Genomic DNA, 14,158 nt, shown 5'->3' on the forward strand with positions numbered 1-14,158 from the left:
CACGGGGCAGCTGGCGTCTCTCACCCGCACCGGAAGATCGTCGAGAACAGGCCGCGCGCAGGACTACGCGTCGAGGACCTGGCCCTCACGCTTCACGACGGGCGGCTCGACCGACCAGGGGAAGTTGATCCACTCGTCGGTCTTCTTCCACACGTACTCGCACTTCACGAGGGAGTGCGACTTCTCGTAGATGACCGCGGACCGTACCTCGGCGACGTGCCCGAGGCAGAAGTCGTGCACGAGCTTGAGCGTCTTGCCGGTGTCGGCCACGTCATCGGCGATGAGGACCTTCTTGTTGGTGAAGTCGATCGCCTCGGGCACGGGAGCCAGCATGACCGGCATCTCCAGCGTTGTCCCGACACCGGTGTAGAACTCGACGTTCACCAGGTGGATGTTCTTGCAGTCGAGCGCGTACGCCAGGCCGCCGGCGACGAACACACCGCCCCGGGCGATGCTCAGGATGATGTCTGGCTCGTAGCCGTCGTCTGCGATGGTCTGCGCGAGCTCCCGCACAGCCCGCCCGAATCCCTCGTAGTCGAGGTTTTCGCGTACCACGTCACTCATGCCTCGTGCCTCACCTGGGTGCGGTGGAAATTCTGGAAGGAGCGCGAGGCTGTCGGCCCGCGCTGCCCCTGGTACCGGGATCCGTAGCGCTCACTGCCGTACGGGAACTCGGCGGGCGAGCTGAGCCGGAACATGCACAGCTGCCCGATCTTCATGCCCGGCCAGAGCTTGATCGGCAGGGTGGCGAGGTTCGACAGCTCCAGGGTCACGTGACCCGAGAACCCGGGGTCGATGAACCCGGCGGTCGAATGCGTCACCAGGCCGAGGCGGCCCAGGCTGGACTTCCCCTCCAGTCTGGAGGCGATGTCGTCCGGCAGCGAGATGACCTCGTACGTCGAGGCGAGCACGAACTCGCCCGGATGCAGAATGAACGCCTCGTCGCCCTCCGGCTCGACCATCCTGGTCAGGTCGGTCTGCTCGACGGCGGGGTCGATGTGCGCGTAGCGGTGATTCTCGAACACCCGGAAGAACCGGTCGAGACGTACATCGATGCTGGAGGGCTGCACCATCGATTCCTCGAACGGGTCGATGCGAACCCGTCCGCTGTCGATCTCGGCCCGGATGTCTTTGTCAGAGAGAAGCACGTCCCGAGGATACGCAGTGCGCGCGGGCCACCCCCAATCGAGAGCGGCGGCCCGCGTGCCCGTCCCCTATCGCTTGACCGCCGGCCCCACGGGCACGGCCTGCCTCAGCCGCGCGCAGCGCGGACACCGCAGCAACCGTCCGGGCCCGATCCGGCCGGCACCGAGGTGCTGCAGCGGGAAGGAGGCGGTACTGAAAACGTGCCCTTCGGCACAGCGGACGACGGTGTGCTCCATCGAGTCCCTTTCCCCAACGAGCCATACTGCGATGAATCGCCACATTAGGGGATGATCGAGACCTGCTCCAGCCGCCGCTCCGCACACACGGTACGCCCCAACTCCCGCACCCACACGCCTCCGTGCACGCCACACATGACAACGACCCCGCGGTCGATTCACCGGGGGTCGATCATGGGGTAGAGTGGGCAACGATACAGATCCAGGCAACTGGAAACGTATGCGGATGTAGTTTAATGGTAGAACATGAGCTTCCCAAGCTTATAGCGCGGGTTCGATTCCCGTCATCCGCTCTTGCAAGAAGGCCCAGGTCAGCGACCTGGGCCTTCTTCGTTGCCTAGATCTCAAGGGCCCTTCCGTGCCCTCCGCGTGCGCCAACTCGCAGGAACACGCCGCCCAGAGGGCCTTTCGCGCACCACTTGCGCCACCTGAGCGCGGTCCCGACCGCCACCTCCTCAGCCAGTGGGCCGACGGATCCCACCCAAGTGGGAGCTCCTCCGCGCCGTCCCACCACCCCGCGAGCCCACGTCTATCTCCTGGCTCGGGAGGAGAGACAGTGCGACCGCCTCGACAAGCCGGGGCTCGTGGATACGGCGATGGGGCCAGACACGATGTGCCTGGCCCCATCGGGGCGAAATCTGCCGCGCGAGCCCTTCACTCCAGGCCGGTGGCTTCGAGGTGCGCGAGGAAGGCCGCGACGAGCCGGGGCCGCGTCACTTCGGGGACGGGGGCGTCGGGCAGATCCTCTTCCAGCCCCCATGCGGTGTTGAACGTCATCGCCACACCCTCCGGGACGACGTGCTCGCGGAGCCAGCCGACGAAGTTCGCCGCCGCCCGGGCGGTGGAGTCGAGGATCGAGATGCCCTCGGGCTGGACCCGTGCGTACCCTTCGAGCTCTTCGCCTTCGAGGGTGATGCCGTAGTGCATGGCCGAGCCTCGGATCTGCCCGCCTTCCTGGATCCGGATGAACCCGTCCGGATCACGCTCCAGGAGCCTGGCCTTCAGGCTGTCGTACGTCAGCCCCCAGGTCTGCCCCTCTATGGGGGTGAAGACGTACATGGTGCGCAGTTCGGCGAGCTGGGACGCGTCCACGGGTGTACTCCTCGGCGGTGCAGGGTGGGTCAGGGAACGTAGCGGGCATGGCCCTTGACGCCGTATGCCGCCATCATCACGCGCCAGTAGGCGACGGAGTCGGGATTGTTGGTGACCGTTTCCACTCCGCGCATCTCTGTGTTGCGCGGGTCGTTCAGTGCGGCGGCGTACTTCTGCAGCTCGTTCCGGTCGGGGTCGAAGAGGAACTCCTTCTTGCCCGTCCGGTGGTTGGTACGGAGCTCTTCGAGCGACCGGTTGCACTTCTTGCCGGGGTTGTTGACGTACTTGGCCTCGACGGCCATCCCGTCGCTGTCGCGGAAGCCGTCCACCATCCGCTGGACGCACACAGGAAGGCGAGTCCGGCGGGGACGGCAGCCGGCACCGGTGCCGGTTCCGCGAGTTCCGCGACACCGCGAGCACCGTGCTGCACAACTGCGGCAGGCTGCTTCCTCTACCGATCCGCGGGCCTGTACAAGGTGCGGGGCGGCTCCTGGGGGAACGGGACCGCCCTCCACTGCGTGCTGAACCTCGACCTCTTCCGGCCATGGCCCGCGATGTCCCTCCTGTTGGACGAACACCCGGTCGCGGTCGCCATCGCCGGCTACCTGACGGTGCTGCTGCAGGTCGCATTCCCGTTCGTCCCGTTCGGCAGGCTCAAATTCCCCGTCCTGATCATGCTGGTGAGCCTGCACCTTGGAATCGCAGTCCTCTTGGGGCTTCCGGTCTTCGGTGTTCCTTCCGGACCGCTCCTACCGGTCCTCGGGGTGTCTGTGTTCGTGGCCTTCCCGGCCGCCGGGCTTAGGGAGGACGCGGGCTCCGGTACGGGGAGAACCCGCCCGCATCGCCATGGTCCGCGGGGCTGGGCGGGGACCGCGTCCCTCCTCGGCACTGAAGGGACGGCCGCCTCAGACGCTGCCACACCAGGGAGGAGCGTCATCCGTGTGCCTCGCTTCGCAGTCGACATGATGCAGACCCTCGCAGTGCGTGTCAGCGTGATCCGAGAGGAATCCGTACCCCACGCATCAAGAGGAGTCGCCGTCATGGACGGTAGGCAGGACAAGCGTCAGCAGCCGGGCAAGGGCCGCGAGGCGCAGGAACACCATCGCCCCGGAGACCCCGCGCAGCCCCAGCCGGGCAAGTCGTCCCGCGAGAAGGGACGCAAGCCCGGCCAGGAGGAGACCTCGCGCCGCCGCGAGGACGACCTGCTGCGCGAAGAGGACTTGCACGACGAGGGGCTCTGACCGGCGCACCACTCGCCCACCCGCCCAGAGCCCGGCCGGTCCACAGTCATCCCGGCCGGATTCTGTCGCGTCCCGCCCGGCGCCGGCCCTGAGGCCCGCAGCCGCGCACGCTGTCGCTGTCACGGCTCATAGATGTTGATCGCCGCACCCTGCAGACCGCGCCGAGCCCGCCTGACCTGGCAGGCCAGTGAGGTGCGTCTTGCGGTGCGAGGACGGCGAACGTGGACGCCGACACAGGAGGTCACACGGGCGAGGGGCTGCACCCTTCTCAGCGCACGCGGCGGCGCCCGGAGCGCCGCCAGTGCGTGCCCAGGTACATCAGGGCCGCAACGGGGATGGCCTCCGGCGCACCGATGCTGTGCCCGCCCCTATCGACCACGTCGTGCCTGCGCCACTCCCGGATGTCGGCTGCCTCAGCCCGCCCCCGCCTGACCAGGGGCACCAGCGATGAGGAGCTGAGCGGCCTCGGTGAGGTTGTCGGCGCGGATGGCGCGGGCCATCATTTCGCGGGCGGCGTCGGTGGTGGTGTCCGGGGGAACCACCAGCAGCGCGAAGTGGTCGTTTTCGCCGCGGGTGATCAGGACGGTGTCGTCGCCGACCGGGTCGGAGTCCACGTGCACGACCTGATCGTCGATGACCAGGCGGGTCGGGAGGCCGTTCCAGGCGGACGCGTCCACGCCCACCCGGGTGATCCGCCCGAGATGCCCCGTCAACACGCTGATCAGCGCGGGCAGCTCGGTCTCGACGTCACGGGTGCGCGGCCACCACGCGCCATCCAGGAGCCCCTCCCGGGAGCTCGTGGTCTCCAGCCGCAGCAGGGCCGTACCCGGTTTGACCGCCTGATGGATCGCATCCGGCAGGAGCAGTGGGGGTGTGTGGGGGATGTCGGAGTCAGCCATGTGGATGCGCCCGTCTACGGCGTGCGGCCGTGCATCACCGCAGGTCGGCGCTGATACCGACGCCGACGCCCAGTCGGCGACGTGCACGAGCCCGCCGTCGTTTCACGATACCCCCGCCGCCCACTGGACCGCCCACTCCACCGCCCGCCGGAAAATGCCTGGTCACGCCGGTCAGAGTCCGCCGAACAGGCGTACAGTGAAGGCACCGGGAGTACTTCGCACACCGGCTTTCATGCGGGTGTCATTTCCGGCGATCGCCTAAAAACCGGGCTGCCGACGGGCAGTCCGGGGGCAGGTCCACATCATGACCACCACCCTTGACCGGACCGCGCCCCGCAACCTCGGCGCAGAGCTCCCGGCACGCGTGTCCCTCACCCCGAAGACCACCCTCGCCGGCCAGCTGGACGGGGCCTGGTGGCCCTACTCCCGCGACCTCGGAGCCGAGCTTCCACCGCTCGCCGCCGCCCTGGCGGAACCCTGGGGGCACGTCACCCGCGTCACCGTGAACCCCATCCGCTGGCCGGTCGTACCGCACACAGTGACCGTGGACGGGCGCAAGCTGCACGTGGGCTGGTTCACCGAACAGGACCCCGACAAGCTGATTCTGCTCTCCTACACGGTCGGCCGCTGGGACCTCCTCGTCATCCCGCCCGAGACCGCACCCGCAGCCGCGGCCCGCCTGATGGCCGCCGCCGCGATCCCGGGCAGCGCCCTCACTGCGGGCGTCCTCATGGCCAACGAAGCCGCCATCGGGCGCAGCATCCGCGACGCCCAGCGCCAGGAAGCCGGCTGGGAGGACGAAGGCGGGGCCTGCATGTCTCCCTTCGGGAACCGGTTGGACCGACGCGCCCTCCCGATGCCCGGGAACGGCTGGAGGTGAGCTCCGTGGAGACCATCGTCCTCATCGCGGTGATCATCCTCGGGATCGCCATCGGAATGCGCTGGATCCACCTGCTCAACGCCCGACACGACGCACGGATCGCGGCCTACCACTTCAGCGACCCCCTGCCGAGACCTCCCGGCCTGCCGGACGGCACCAGTCGTCGAGCCCACCGCACGGATGCCGACCGGTGAGGAACAGGCCTTCCTCCGACCGGGAGCAGCGGGCGGGGCGCCACGGCGTCCCCACCCGCCGGCTTGTCGCCCACCCCGAAGGGAACACGCCCACGTGAAGTTCATCGAGACCCAGACACTGCCATCGCTCGGGCACGCCGAGGTACGGATCATCGCGCACACGCCCGAAGCCGCCCGAGCGGTCGCGGAGGCGCTTCGCCACTGCTTCGCCGGAGCGGAACAACGCAGCTATCCCGGCCTCGACGGCGATACCCGCCTCCACCTCACCGTGGACACGGCAACACCCGCCGGCCCCGCCCGCTCCTGGCTGGCCGCCAGTCGCAGCCCCGTCGGCATCGGCGCCCACTCCGACGAGACCTGATAGCCCCCACGGGCCCCGGGCCCCCGCACGCGAAAGGACGCGGTCATGGCCACACTGCGCGAACGCAAGACCTACCGCGAGCAGGTACTCCGGGTCCTGTACGAAGCCGTCGAAGGCAATCGCCTCCTCGGCATCACCGGAGCGACGCTGCACCGTGACCTCGCCATTCCGGACCAGGATCTGGCCGCCGCCTGCACCTACCTGGCGGGCGAAGGACTGATCACCGTCGACTGGGAGCCGGGCAACACCCCGGCGATGGTCACCCTCACCCACGAAGGCATCCGGCGCATGGAGGCCGAGGAGGAAGAGACGGCCTAGATGCGGGCGAACTTCTCGGTCTGGTGGGCGAAATCCTGGGCCATGGCGGCGCTGACCGTGGGTTTGGTGTCGCTGATGGTGTCCAGGTAGTCGTCGGTGGTGGGGCGGGTCCGGGTTCCGGTGTCGAAGGTGCGCTCGAACTGGCCTTGGGAGACCGTACGCGCCACATGGGCGATGTCGGCGGGAGTGAACCCCTCGCTGGCGGACGCCAACGCCGCGCTGTCGGCCTCCGCGCCCGCTCGGGCCAGGTAGCTCTCCCACAGCGCCGTTCTGGCGCGGTCGTCGGGCGGGCCGATCGGCAACACGTAGTCGAAACGGCCGTGCCGCAGGAAGGCGGAGTCGAGCGTGGTCACGTTGTTCGTGGCGCAGACGAGCAGCCGGCCGTCCTGGCTTCGGAACCGGACGATCGCCTTGAGCAGTTCGTTGACGACACCGACCGCGGTCGCGTCCGCGCCGCTCCGGGTCCCGGCGATCTCCTCGACCTCGTCGATGAAGACCAGGACGTGGTCGAGCCGGGCGATGTCGTCGAAGCGCCGGTTCAGCCCGCTCGCCAGCCCGTACTCGGCGGCCAGACGGGCGGGGAACAGTTCGAGGAAGGGCCATCCCAGGCGGCTGGCGATCGCGTGCGCGAACGTGCTCTTCCCCGTCCCGGGCGGCCCGAACAGCATCACCGCCCGCGGCGGCTCCACCCCGTGCTGGGCGGCCATTTCGGGATGGGCCAGTGGCAGGACCAGGCGTCGCTCGATGAGCAGCTTCTCCCTCTGCATGCCCGCGACCTTCTGCCACAGTCCCCCGGGCGGCAGCTCCGCCCCGATTGAGGAGAGCATGCTGACCGCCTGAGGAGTCACTCGCCCGCGCTTCTCGAAGAAGACCAGACCCGGACGGGCGCCGAAGCCGCAGTTGTGCAGGGCGGCGGCACCGGGCTCGCCCTCGGGCAGGACCGCGTGCACCGTTCGGACGCCACCGGCGAACAGCCGGTGCTCCAGGGCCGTGATCAGGTCGCTGCCCAGCTCCTGGTGCCGCCAGGCGGGCACCATGCAGATGCGCAGGATCCACGCCCTGTCACCCTCCACCCTGCTCACCGCGGCACCGACCACCACCTCGTCCGCCGTGGCCACCACCGCCGGGTGGAGAGCCTGGAGGGCCGCCACGGCGTCCGAGAGCGGAAAGAGAGGTGACTCCTCGGCCGTGCCGCTCTCCGCATCGACGCGGATCACCGCTTCGAGATCGTCCTGGACGTAGTCCCTGACACGCCAACCCGTCATCGCCAGCTCCGCGTGTTCGGCCGTACTCCCATCATCGGCCGACGTGCGCGGGACGCGCACATCGGCCGGGCGAACGGTGTGGTCCAGGACCTCCACGGCAACGCCGGTGCCGCGGGCCGGAAAATGCTTGGTAGCACCCGGTCAGGCCCCGTCGGCGCGCGCCGGGGCTCGACCGTGGAAGCCCTGCGAACCGGCCCACCGGGCATCCGGGTGGTGGAGGCCGTCGGGCACGGAAGCCGTGTGGCGTGCCCGGTGGCGGGGGAGCATCCTGGAGCCACGCCGCCCGTGCAGCCGGACGCCGGCCCGCCGCCCGGTTGGAGGCAACAGGATGACCGTCGGAAGGCGCGGGGACCCGGACCGCTCGGAGAGCTTCGGGGAGGAACTGCTCGGGGTGCTCCTGGACCGGGCGCACGAGCTGGCGCCGCACATGGTCGGCCCGCTCGTCGCCGAGACGGTGGCCCGGATGGGGGGCCGCGAACCACAGATCCTGCTCCAGGACTACGGACAGCAACAGCTGGTCCCCCTGCCCGCCGACGGGGTGGCCGCAGGTGATCCGCAGCCCATCGACCGGTCCGAAGCCGGCCGGTGCTTCCTGGAGTCACGCCCCGTCGAAGTCCTGACGCCCGACGGCGTACGGGTCCACCTGCCCCTGCTGGACGGCGGCGACCAGGTGGGGGTCCTCGCCGTCACACTGGACGGGATCGACGACGACGCCCGCCGCCTCCTGCGCAGGATCGCGGGCCTGGCGGCCGACCTGCTGCAGACCAAGAACGGCTACACCGACCTCTTCTTCCGGACCCGCCGCAGCGAACCGATGAGCGTCGCCGCAGAGATCCAGTGGTCCCTGCTGCCCCCGCTGTCGATGGTGATGCCGCGCGTCGCGGTCGCCGGAGTACTGGAGCCCGCCTACGCCGTGGCGGGGGACAGCTTCGACTACGCCCTGAACGGCGACGTCCTGCACCTCGCCATGGTCGACGCCATGGGGCACGGCCTGGACGCGGCCACGATGGCCACGGTGGCCATCGGCGCGTACCGCCACGCCCGCCGGATCAGCATCGAACTGTCCGAGATCTACCTCTTCATGGACCGGGCCGTCGCCGAGCAGTTCGACCCGGACCATTTCGTGACCGCGCAGATGATGCGCCTGGACACGGACACGGGACGCCTCCAGTGGGTCAACGCGGGGCATCCCGCGCCGATGCTGATCCGCGCGCACCGCGTCGTACGCCGTCTGGACAGCCCCACGACCCTCCCCGTCGGCTTCGGAGGGGCCCAGCCACAGGTCAGCGCGGTGGCACTGGAGCCGGGTGACCGCGTCCTCTGCTTCACCGACGGCTTGATCGAAGAACACCAAACCGGCCAGGAACAGTTCGGCGAGGAGCAGCTGACCGACTGGGTGAACCAGCTGGAGCAGGCTGACCAGGGGATCCGCGCGGTGGCCCGGGACCTGTCCCACACCCTCATGCGGGCACGTGGCGAAACCACCTCGGACGACGCGACGCTCGTCCTGTTCGAATGGCGCGGATGACGGAAGGCCGTGACCCGACGTGCCGGCAGGGACGGTGAACAACGGTCGCCGGGTGATTCCCGAGCCAACAGCGCGGGTTGGACTCCCGCCAGCCGCTCCTTCCCCGTGCCTGGCCCCCTGAGGGGAGCGGCATGGAGACCATCGCGGTCGCACCGGCACCCACGCCGACGAGATCTGACGGCCGCGGGCCCCGACCCTGTAGGAGGGGAGTGGTCATGGCGACCCTCCTCGAGCGAAAGACCCGCCGCGAGGGAGTCGACGTCGCACTGACCCGTTCCGCGAGATGGACCGGATCGTTCAGCAGCTCTCGGGTGCGTCGGGCACGTGGTCGAAGCCGTCCGTGATGCCGATGGACGCGTACCGCCAGGGCGACGCGTACGTGATCGCCTTCGACCTCCCCGGCGTGAGCACCGAGGCGATCGACATCGACGTCGAACGGAACATGCTCACCGTGAAGGCCGAGCGCCGGCCTGCGGAGCGGTCCGACGGCGTGCAGATGGAGCTCTCCGAACGGCCCCTGGGTGTCTTCTCCCGCCAGGTCATGCTGGCCGACACCCTCGACACCGAGCACATCGAAGCCGACTACGAAGCAGGTGTCCTCACCCTGCGCATCCCGATCGCCGAACGCGCCAAGCCCCGGAAGATCACCATCGGCGAAGAGTCCGGCCGCAAGCAGATCTCCGGCTGACCAGCAGGGCCCCCAGCGGCGGAGGACGGCGACTCCGATCCCCCTCCGGCACCCGCTCCTCCGCCGCCCGCCCGCCCTTCCCTTCCCCTCCCCTCCCCTCCCCCGGAGGTGATGAGATGCCGATGCACCGGGGGGCGTTCCTGGAACACGTCCAGGAACGCGGCGGATACCGCACACGCCGACGGCCACGTCCACATCGTCGCCACCAAGGTCCGCGGCGACCTCACCTCGCCCCGTCACTGGAAACGACTACCCGCGCGCCGACAAGGAACTCGTCGCCATCGAGAAGGAGTGCTGCCTGCGGCAGGTCCCACACGGTGACCGCACCGCAGCCCGGCGTCCCACCCGCGCGCAGCAGGAGAAGGCCCGCCGCACCGGCCGCGCGAGCACGTCGGCGGAGAGGCTGCGCACCACCGTCCGCACGGCCGTGGCGGCTGCCACCGACACCGAGGAGTTCTTCACCATCCTCCGTGGCACGGGCGTCCTGGTGAACGTCCAGCACTTCCCGTCCGGCGACATCCGCGGCTACAGAGTCGCCCTTCCCGACGACACGACCGCCAAGGGCGAGCCGATCTGGTTCGCCGGGTCCAACCTCGCCCCCCGACCTGTCCTACCCCAAGATCAGCGAACGCCTCGCACCCACCGGCCGCGCCCCCGCCGATCAGCCCTCCGGCGGTCGGCGCACGGCCTGGAAGCAGATCACCGACGCGGCCACCCGCACCCCCGACACCCTCGTCCAGGCCGACGACGCGGAGGCCCAGGCCCACATCACCGTGCTCGCCGAATCCCTCGACGCACTCCCCCCGATCGCTCCCGCCCACTACAAGCACCAGCCGGGCCAGGCATCTGCTGCCTTCGAGGGGGCCAGCCGCTCCCGCATCCGCGCCCCCACCAGCCGGCCCAGGTCACACGGCGAGCGGTCAAGGCGATCGTCCGCGAACCCGCCCCCAAGGACGGAGCCCTCCTCGCGCCCCCCCCTCCTCGACGCCATCCTCCTGGCCGTCGTCGCAGCACAACAGTGGCACCACACCCGCCACCACCACCAGCAGGCCCAGGGCCGCCCGCAAGGCAGCCGAGCACCTGCGCGCCGCCTACCAGGCATGCACCGTCCAACCCCTGACGGTCGTCCACGAGCCCGGTCTCCGCCTCGCCGTCGCGGTGGTTCAGCAGCAGGGCGGCATCGTCCGACGCGCACTCCCGGACCTGGCCGGCCAGATCCTTGCCGAGCCCAGCTGGCCTGCCTTGGCCGCCACGCTCACGGACGCGGAGAGCGCCGGCCTCTACCCAACGGCGGCCCTCACCGAAGCAGCCCGGCACCGCGAACTCGACACCGCTACCTCGATCAGTGACGTCCTGACGTGGCGGCTGCACCGGCTGATCGGCACGGCACGTGAAAGGCCTGCTCGTCCCGACGCCGCGAACATCACCCGCCCGGGTCCGAGCACAGCTGTCCAAGGACCCTCACGGCAGCAACCGCCCAGCCGACACGGCCGGTAGGCCGAAGACTGATCAGTGGCGATCACCCTGTTCCTTCAGGGAACACTGGACGTGTTCCCTGAAGGAACGCCCGGCTCGTTCCCTGAAGGAACAGGTGCGTCCCGTTCAGTCTCTGAGCGGGACGGCCCAATCCGGGTAGGCGCACGTAGCGTCGCGATCGGGGGCTGTCCCCTCCGTCGTTGGGTCAGGGTGCGTCTCCCTCCACGAGGGTGCCGTCACTGATGGCGCCATGCAGCACGTGGGCGATCTCCTCGGGCTTGAGGTCGATCCCGTCGAGCCCCGCCACGGTCAGCGGGATCTCCTCCAGCGCGTATTCGCCGCGGCCCTCGGCACGGAACTCGGGGCCTGTGCGGTCCTCGAAGGACCACGTCGCGATGCGGGCGAGGTAGAAGAGCTGACGCTCGTCGTCGGACTCCATCGTGTGCAGGAGACGGACGATGTCGGCCTTCCCCGCGATCTCCTCCTGGATCTCCCGGTGGAGAGCGGCCTCCCGGGACTCGTCGCTCTCCTCCACCCCGCCACCGGGCAGCACCCAGTACACGGGGATTCCGGGCTTGGTGCGGCGGATGACCAGCATCGTGTCGTCCGCGGTGACGAGGACGGCTCGGACTCGTTCTATCATTTCGCTTTGTCTCCTTGGTCGTTGACGTCTCAGTACAGCAGCCAGCCACCGTCGACGTGGACGCATCGCCCAGTGATGAACGACGCGGACGGGCCGACGAGGAACGCCACCACCACGGCTGCCACGTCCTCGGGGCGTCCGCGTCGTGGCACGCACTGGCGGTTGATCTGGTCTTCCGGGCGGGCGCGGTGACAAGCGGGAATGGCGGTTTCCGCTTCCACCTCGATGGCGCCGGGCAGGACGGTGTTGACGCAGATGCCGTACGGCCCGAGCTCGCGGGGCAGGGAACGGGTCAGGCCCGGTAGGCCCGCCTTGGCGGTGCTGTAGGCGACGAGGTTGGTCCGGCCGGCCGCCGGGGCGGATCCGGTAGAGGTAGAGGTCCGGAACGCAGTCGGCCAGCGGCATACGCTTCCCGGTCTCCTAGGCCGCCGCCCGCAGGTCGACGCAGACGCCGTCCACCAGGCGGTTCAGGCGGGGCAGCACGGCCCGGTCCCGGTCGGCCAGGGTGATGACGCCGCCCATCAGCAGCTCGCACCGGCCGGTGGCGGAGAAGTCCTCGTAGGCGAGGATCTGCCTGTCCGGCAGAAGGATCTGCCCGTGAAGGGCGGAACCGCGATGCGGGGAGCGAGCTGGGCCCAGCCCTTCGCCTCGGTGGCTCCCTGCTCACGGCTTGCCGCCGCCTTGTGGAAAGTGGCCCCGGGGCCGGGGGAAGCCCGTCGCCCGCGCTCACGGGGCGGTCCCCGGCAGCGTGTCCAGCCAGCTCTGAAGGACCGTGGCCGCGAGTGCTTCGGCGGCCGAGCGCTGCCTCGCCCTCATCGGGGGGAGCGCCACGCCAGGATGGGGAGCCCCGAGGCCCCGACGCCCTTGGGCGGGAGGAGAGCGCATTGATCACCACGAACGTCCAGCGCCACGACGCCGTCCTGGTCAGCGTCACCGGGCCACTGGACGAGAGCGCGGGCCCGGGGCTCCAGCGGGCGCTGGCCGACGTCACCGTCGGCCAGCGGGACCTCATGGTTGCTCTGCACCGCGCAGAGTTCATGGACGTGGACGGCCTGCTCCATCTCCTGGCCCTGCACCGGCGGGCAGAGAGCCTGGGTCTGCGCGTCCTGGTCGTCGGCTGGCAGCCCCAGCCCCAGCAGCTCAGGCCGATGTCGCGGGCATCCGCGGGCGCCACTCGGCCACCGGCGAGCGGTACGCCGCGGCGGGCTTCCGGCGGCTGATCGAGCAGCGGGCGCAGCGCACACGCGACCTCTCGGATTTCGAGGCCGGATGGCTGTCCAGCGTCTAGACACCCCCCGGTGCCCGCGTGCCGGTGTGACCGGTCGCCGGTCCTGCCCCCCTCGTGGGTGGAACCCGCCTCCCCCACACGGGGGAGACCGGTGCATCCTCCGGACCGACGATCCGGGACGCTTCGGTGCGGAAGCTGGTCCCATGACCGAGACGACCAAGACGAAGACGGAGCGGGGGGCCGACGCGGCCACGAGGAGCGCGGCCGGCGCCAGGGCCGCCGCGACCGGGCGTGCCACCGCCCGCCCGGTGCCCCGCTGGGCCGAGAGGACCGCCCGTGCGATCCCGCTGCTGATGCTGCCCGTGTGTCTGTGGCGGATGCCGTTCGCCTTCCACTTCCCGATGGGGCTGCGGGACGAGGGGCCCTTCCCGGACTCCCTCTGGCTCAGCGTTCCGTACGTCTTCGGGCTCAGCATCCTGTCGGAGCTCGCCGCGCTGTGCTGCTTCGCCCTAGTGCGCGGCTGGGGCGAAGTGGTGCCGGACCAGGTCCCGCTGGTGGGCGGCCGACCGATCCGTCCGGCCGTGGTGCTCGTCCCGGCGGCACTCGCATCGCTGGGCGCTCTCGCCCTGCTCGCCGACTGGATCCTCGGCACGTTCGGCCTCGCGGGCGTGCCCGCACCGGAGTTCGCCAACGCAGGATGGGCGCTGCTGGCCGCCGTGACCAGCGGCCTGTTCGTCCTGTGGGGCCCGTTGCTGACCGCCCTGACCTGGCAGTACTACGTCCGCCGCTGTCGGCCCTGAACGCGTGCGCCCTGCCACGGGGGGCGGGGGCGGGGGCGGGGGCGGGGGCGGCTAAAGCCTGTCTTACGGATCAGGTCGAGCGGCCCGCGAAGACGCGGATGTCGGCCGGGCGGTGGGCGACTCCGATGGCGACGCCGTCGTAGCGGACCCGGCGCCAGCCCTG

At 70.2% G+C, this 14,158-nt stretch carries 17 protein-coding genes, 1 tRNA gene and 1 pseudogene; 10 read left to right on the plus strand and 9 right to left on the minus strand.

Going from position 1 to position 14,158, the window contains the following annotated elements; all coding sequences use genetic code 11:
- Window positions 1-63 precede the first annotated feature (63 nt).
- The 3 genes from ACFYOB_RS20435 to ACFYOB_RS20445 form a co-directional block, all read right to left on the minus strand.
- Window positions 64-564, minus strand: a complete 501-nt coding sequence (locus ACFYOB_RS20435; protein WP_388561318.1) for a phosphoribosyltransferase — start codon at window positions 562-564, stop codon at window positions 64-66.
- The gene (gene dcd / locus ACFYOB_RS20440; protein WP_362389302.1) at window positions 561-1,148 is read right to left on the minus strand and encodes a dCTP deaminase; all 588 of its coding nucleotides are present in this window, start codon (window positions 1,146-1,148) and stop codon (window positions 561-563) included. The genes ACFYOB_RS20435 and dcd overlap by 4 nt, the downstream gene beginning before the upstream one ends.
- Window positions 1,149-1,214: 66 nt before the next feature.
- Window positions 1,215-1,427, minus strand: a complete 213-nt coding sequence (locus ACFYOB_RS20445; RefSeq protein ID WP_388561320.1) for a hypothetical protein — start codon at window positions 1,425-1,427, stop codon at window positions 1,215-1,217.
- Window positions 1,428-1,604: 177 nt separating this feature from the next.
- On the opposite strand from ACFYOB_RS20445, the gene ACFYOB_RS20450 reads away from it, so the two are divergent.
- A tRNA-Gly gene (locus ACFYOB_RS20450) sits at window positions 1,605-1,675 on the plus strand.
- A gap of 361 nt (window positions 1,676-2,036) precedes the next feature.
- On the opposite strand, the gene ACFYOB_RS20455 is transcribed toward ACFYOB_RS20450, so the two are convergent.
- Together ACFYOB_RS20455 and ACFYOB_RS20460 are read right to left on the minus strand one after the other, a co-directional pair.
- A complete protein-coding gene (locus ACFYOB_RS20455; protein WP_388561322.1) occupies window positions 2,037-2,474 on the minus strand; it encodes a hypothetical protein in 438 nt (145 codons plus the stop codon).
- A gap of 29 nt (window positions 2,475-2,503) precedes the next feature.
- Window positions 2,504-2,821 carry a restriction endonuclease fold toxin-2 domain-containing protein gene (locus ACFYOB_RS20460; RefSeq protein ID WP_388561324.1) on the minus strand — a complete coding sequence of 106 codons (318 nt, stop codon included), beginning with the start codon at window positions 2,819-2,821 and terminating at the stop codon, window positions 2,504-2,506.
- Window positions 2,822-3,514: 693 nt separating this feature from the next.
- On the opposite strand from ACFYOB_RS20460, the gene ACFYOB_RS20465 reads away from it, so the two are divergent.
- Window positions 3,515-3,715 carry a hypothetical protein gene (locus ACFYOB_RS20465; protein WP_388561326.1) on the plus strand — a complete coding sequence of 67 codons (201 nt, stop codon included), beginning with the start codon at window positions 3,515-3,517 and terminating at the stop codon, window positions 3,713-3,715.
- Window positions 3,716-4,128: 413 nt separating this feature from the next.
- On the opposite strand, the gene ACFYOB_RS20470 is transcribed toward ACFYOB_RS20465, so the two are convergent.
- Complete coding sequence (locus ACFYOB_RS20470) at window positions 4,129-4,614, minus strand: DUF5994 family protein (RefSeq protein ID WP_388561328.1); 486 nt, start codon at window positions 4,612-4,614, stop codon at window positions 4,129-4,131.
- Window positions 4,615-4,918: 304 nt separating this feature from the next.
- On the opposite strand from ACFYOB_RS20470, the gene ACFYOB_RS20475 reads away from it, so the two are divergent.
- The 4 genes from ACFYOB_RS20475 to ACFYOB_RS20490 all read left to right on the plus strand — a co-directional run bounded on the left by ACFYOB_RS20475 (window position 4,919) and on the right by ACFYOB_RS20490 (window position 6,367).
- The gene (locus tag ACFYOB_RS20475; RefSeq protein WP_388561330.1) at window positions 4,919-5,494 is read left to right on the plus strand and encodes a DUF5994 family protein; all 576 of its coding nucleotides are present in this window, start codon (window positions 4,919-4,921) and stop codon (window positions 5,492-5,494) included.
- Window positions 5,495-5,499: 5 nt separating this feature from the next.
- Window positions 5,500-5,688 carry a hypothetical protein gene (locus tag ACFYOB_RS20480; protein WP_388561332.1) on the plus strand — a complete coding sequence of 63 codons (189 nt, stop codon included), beginning with the start codon at window positions 5,500-5,502 and terminating at the stop codon, window positions 5,686-5,688.
- Between the two features lie 94 nt (window positions 5,689-5,782).
- A complete protein-coding gene (locus tag ACFYOB_RS20485; protein WP_388561334.1) occupies window positions 5,783-6,049 on the plus strand; it encodes a hypothetical protein in 267 nt (88 codons plus the stop codon).
- 45 nt (window positions 6,050-6,094) lie between these two features.
- Window positions 6,095-6,367 (plus strand): hypothetical protein, encoded by a 273-nt coding sequence (locus ACFYOB_RS20490; protein WP_388561336.1) that lies wholly within the window; start codon window positions 6,095-6,097, stop codon window positions 6,365-6,367.
- Here the strand turns inward: ACFYOB_RS20490 and ACFYOB_RS20495 are convergent.
- Complete coding sequence (locus tag ACFYOB_RS20495) at window positions 6,364-7,632, minus strand: ATP-binding protein (protein WP_388561338.1); 1,269 nt, start codon at window positions 7,630-7,632, stop codon at window positions 6,364-6,366. The genes ACFYOB_RS20490 and ACFYOB_RS20495 overlap by 4 nt on opposite strands.
- Before the next feature lie 328 nt (window positions 7,633-7,960).
- Here ACFYOB_RS20495 and ACFYOB_RS20500 point away from each other — a divergent pair, with 328 nt between their 5' ends.
- Together ACFYOB_RS20500 and ACFYOB_RS20505 are read left to right on the plus strand one after the other, a co-directional pair.
- Window positions 7,961-9,160: a PP2C family protein-serine/threonine phosphatase gene (locus tag ACFYOB_RS20500; protein ID WP_388561340.1), complete on the plus strand. Its 1,200-nt coding sequence runs from the start codon at window positions 7,961-7,963 to the stop codon at window positions 9,158-9,160.
- A 283-nt stretch (window positions 9,161-9,443) separates the two neighbouring features.
- A complete protein-coding gene (locus ACFYOB_RS20505; protein WP_388561342.1) occupies window positions 9,444-9,848 on the plus strand; it encodes an Hsp20/alpha crystallin family protein in 405 nt (134 codons plus the stop codon).
- A 1,681-nt stretch (window positions 9,849-11,529) separates the two neighbouring features.
- Here ACFYOB_RS20505 and ACFYOB_RS20510 read toward each other — a convergent pair.
- Together ACFYOB_RS20510 and ACFYOB_RS20515 are read right to left on the minus strand one after the other, a co-directional pair.
- Window positions 11,530-11,967: an NUDIX domain-containing protein gene (locus ACFYOB_RS20510; RefSeq protein ID WP_388561344.1), complete on the minus strand. Its 438-nt coding sequence runs from the start codon at window positions 11,965-11,967 to the stop codon at window positions 11,530-11,532.
- A 29-nt stretch (window positions 11,968-11,996) separates the two neighbouring features.
- A pseudogene (locus ACFYOB_RS20515) lies at window positions 11,997-12,305 on the minus strand (SDR family oxidoreductase); the annotation flags it as partial.
- 546 nt (window positions 12,306-12,851) lie between these two features.
- On the opposite strand from ACFYOB_RS20515, the gene ACFYOB_RS20520 reads away from it, so the two are divergent.
- Entirely contained in the window at window positions 12,852-13,187 is a 336-nt protein-coding gene (locus tag ACFYOB_RS20520) for an STAS domain-containing protein (RefSeq protein WP_388561346.1), read from the plus strand.
- Between the two features lie 211 nt (window positions 13,188-13,398).
- Window positions 13,399-13,995: a hypothetical protein gene (locus ACFYOB_RS20525; RefSeq protein ID WP_388561348.1), complete on the plus strand. Its 597-nt coding sequence runs from the start codon at window positions 13,399-13,401 to the stop codon at window positions 13,993-13,995.
- Window positions 13,996-14,158: the final 163 nt, after the last annotated feature.

It is taken from the genome of Streptomyces sp. NPDC006463 (assembly GCF_042870715.1).
In the GTDB taxonomy this organism is placed as follows: domain Bacteria; phylum Actinomycetota; class Actinomycetes; order Streptomycetales; family Streptomycetaceae; genus Streptomyces.

Bases quoted from the DNA above. Each gene is read 5' to 3' on its own strand.
- ACFYOB_RS20435 (WP_388561318.1), bottom strand. From the start codon at position 564: ATGAGTGACGTGGTACGCGAAAACCTCGACTACGAGGGATTCGGGCGG.
- ACFYOB_RS20445 (WP_388561320.1), bottom strand. From the start codon at position 1,427: ATGTGGCGATTCATCGCAGTATGGCTCGTTGGGGAAAGGGACTCGATG.
- ACFYOB_RS20465 (WP_388561326.1), top strand. From the start codon at position 3,515: ATGGACGGTAGGCAGGACAAGCGTCAGCAGCCGGGCAAGGGCCGCGAG.
- ACFYOB_RS20470 (WP_388561328.1), bottom strand. From the start codon at position 4,614: ATGGCTGACTCCGACATCCCCCACACACCCCCACTGCTCCTGCCGGAT.
- ACFYOB_RS20475 (WP_388561330.1), top strand. From the start codon at position 4,919: ATGACCACCACCCTTGACCGGACCGCGCCCCGCAACCTCGGCGCAGAG.
- ACFYOB_RS20490 (WP_388561336.1), top strand. From the start codon at position 6,095: ATGGCCACACTGCGCGAACGCAAGACCTACCGCGAGCAGGTACTCCGG.
- ACFYOB_RS20495 (WP_388561338.1), bottom strand. From the start codon at position 7,632: ATGACGGGTTGGCGTGTCAGGGACTACGTCCAGGACGATCTCGAAGCG.
- ACFYOB_RS20500 (WP_388561340.1), top strand. From the start codon at position 7,961: ATGACCGTCGGAAGGCGCGGGGACCCGGACCGCTCGGAGAGCTTCGGG.
- ACFYOB_RS20505 (WP_388561342.1), top strand. From the start codon at position 9,444: ATGGACCGGATCGTTCAGCAGCTCTCGGGTGCGTCGGGCACGTGGTCG.
- ACFYOB_RS20510 (WP_388561344.1), bottom strand. From the start codon at position 11,967: ATGATAGAACGAGTCCGAGCCGTCCTCGTCACCGCGGACGACACGATG.
- ACFYOB_RS20525 (WP_388561348.1), top strand. From the start codon at position 13,399: ATGACCGAGACGACCAAGACGAAGACGGAGCGGGGGGCCGACGCGGCC.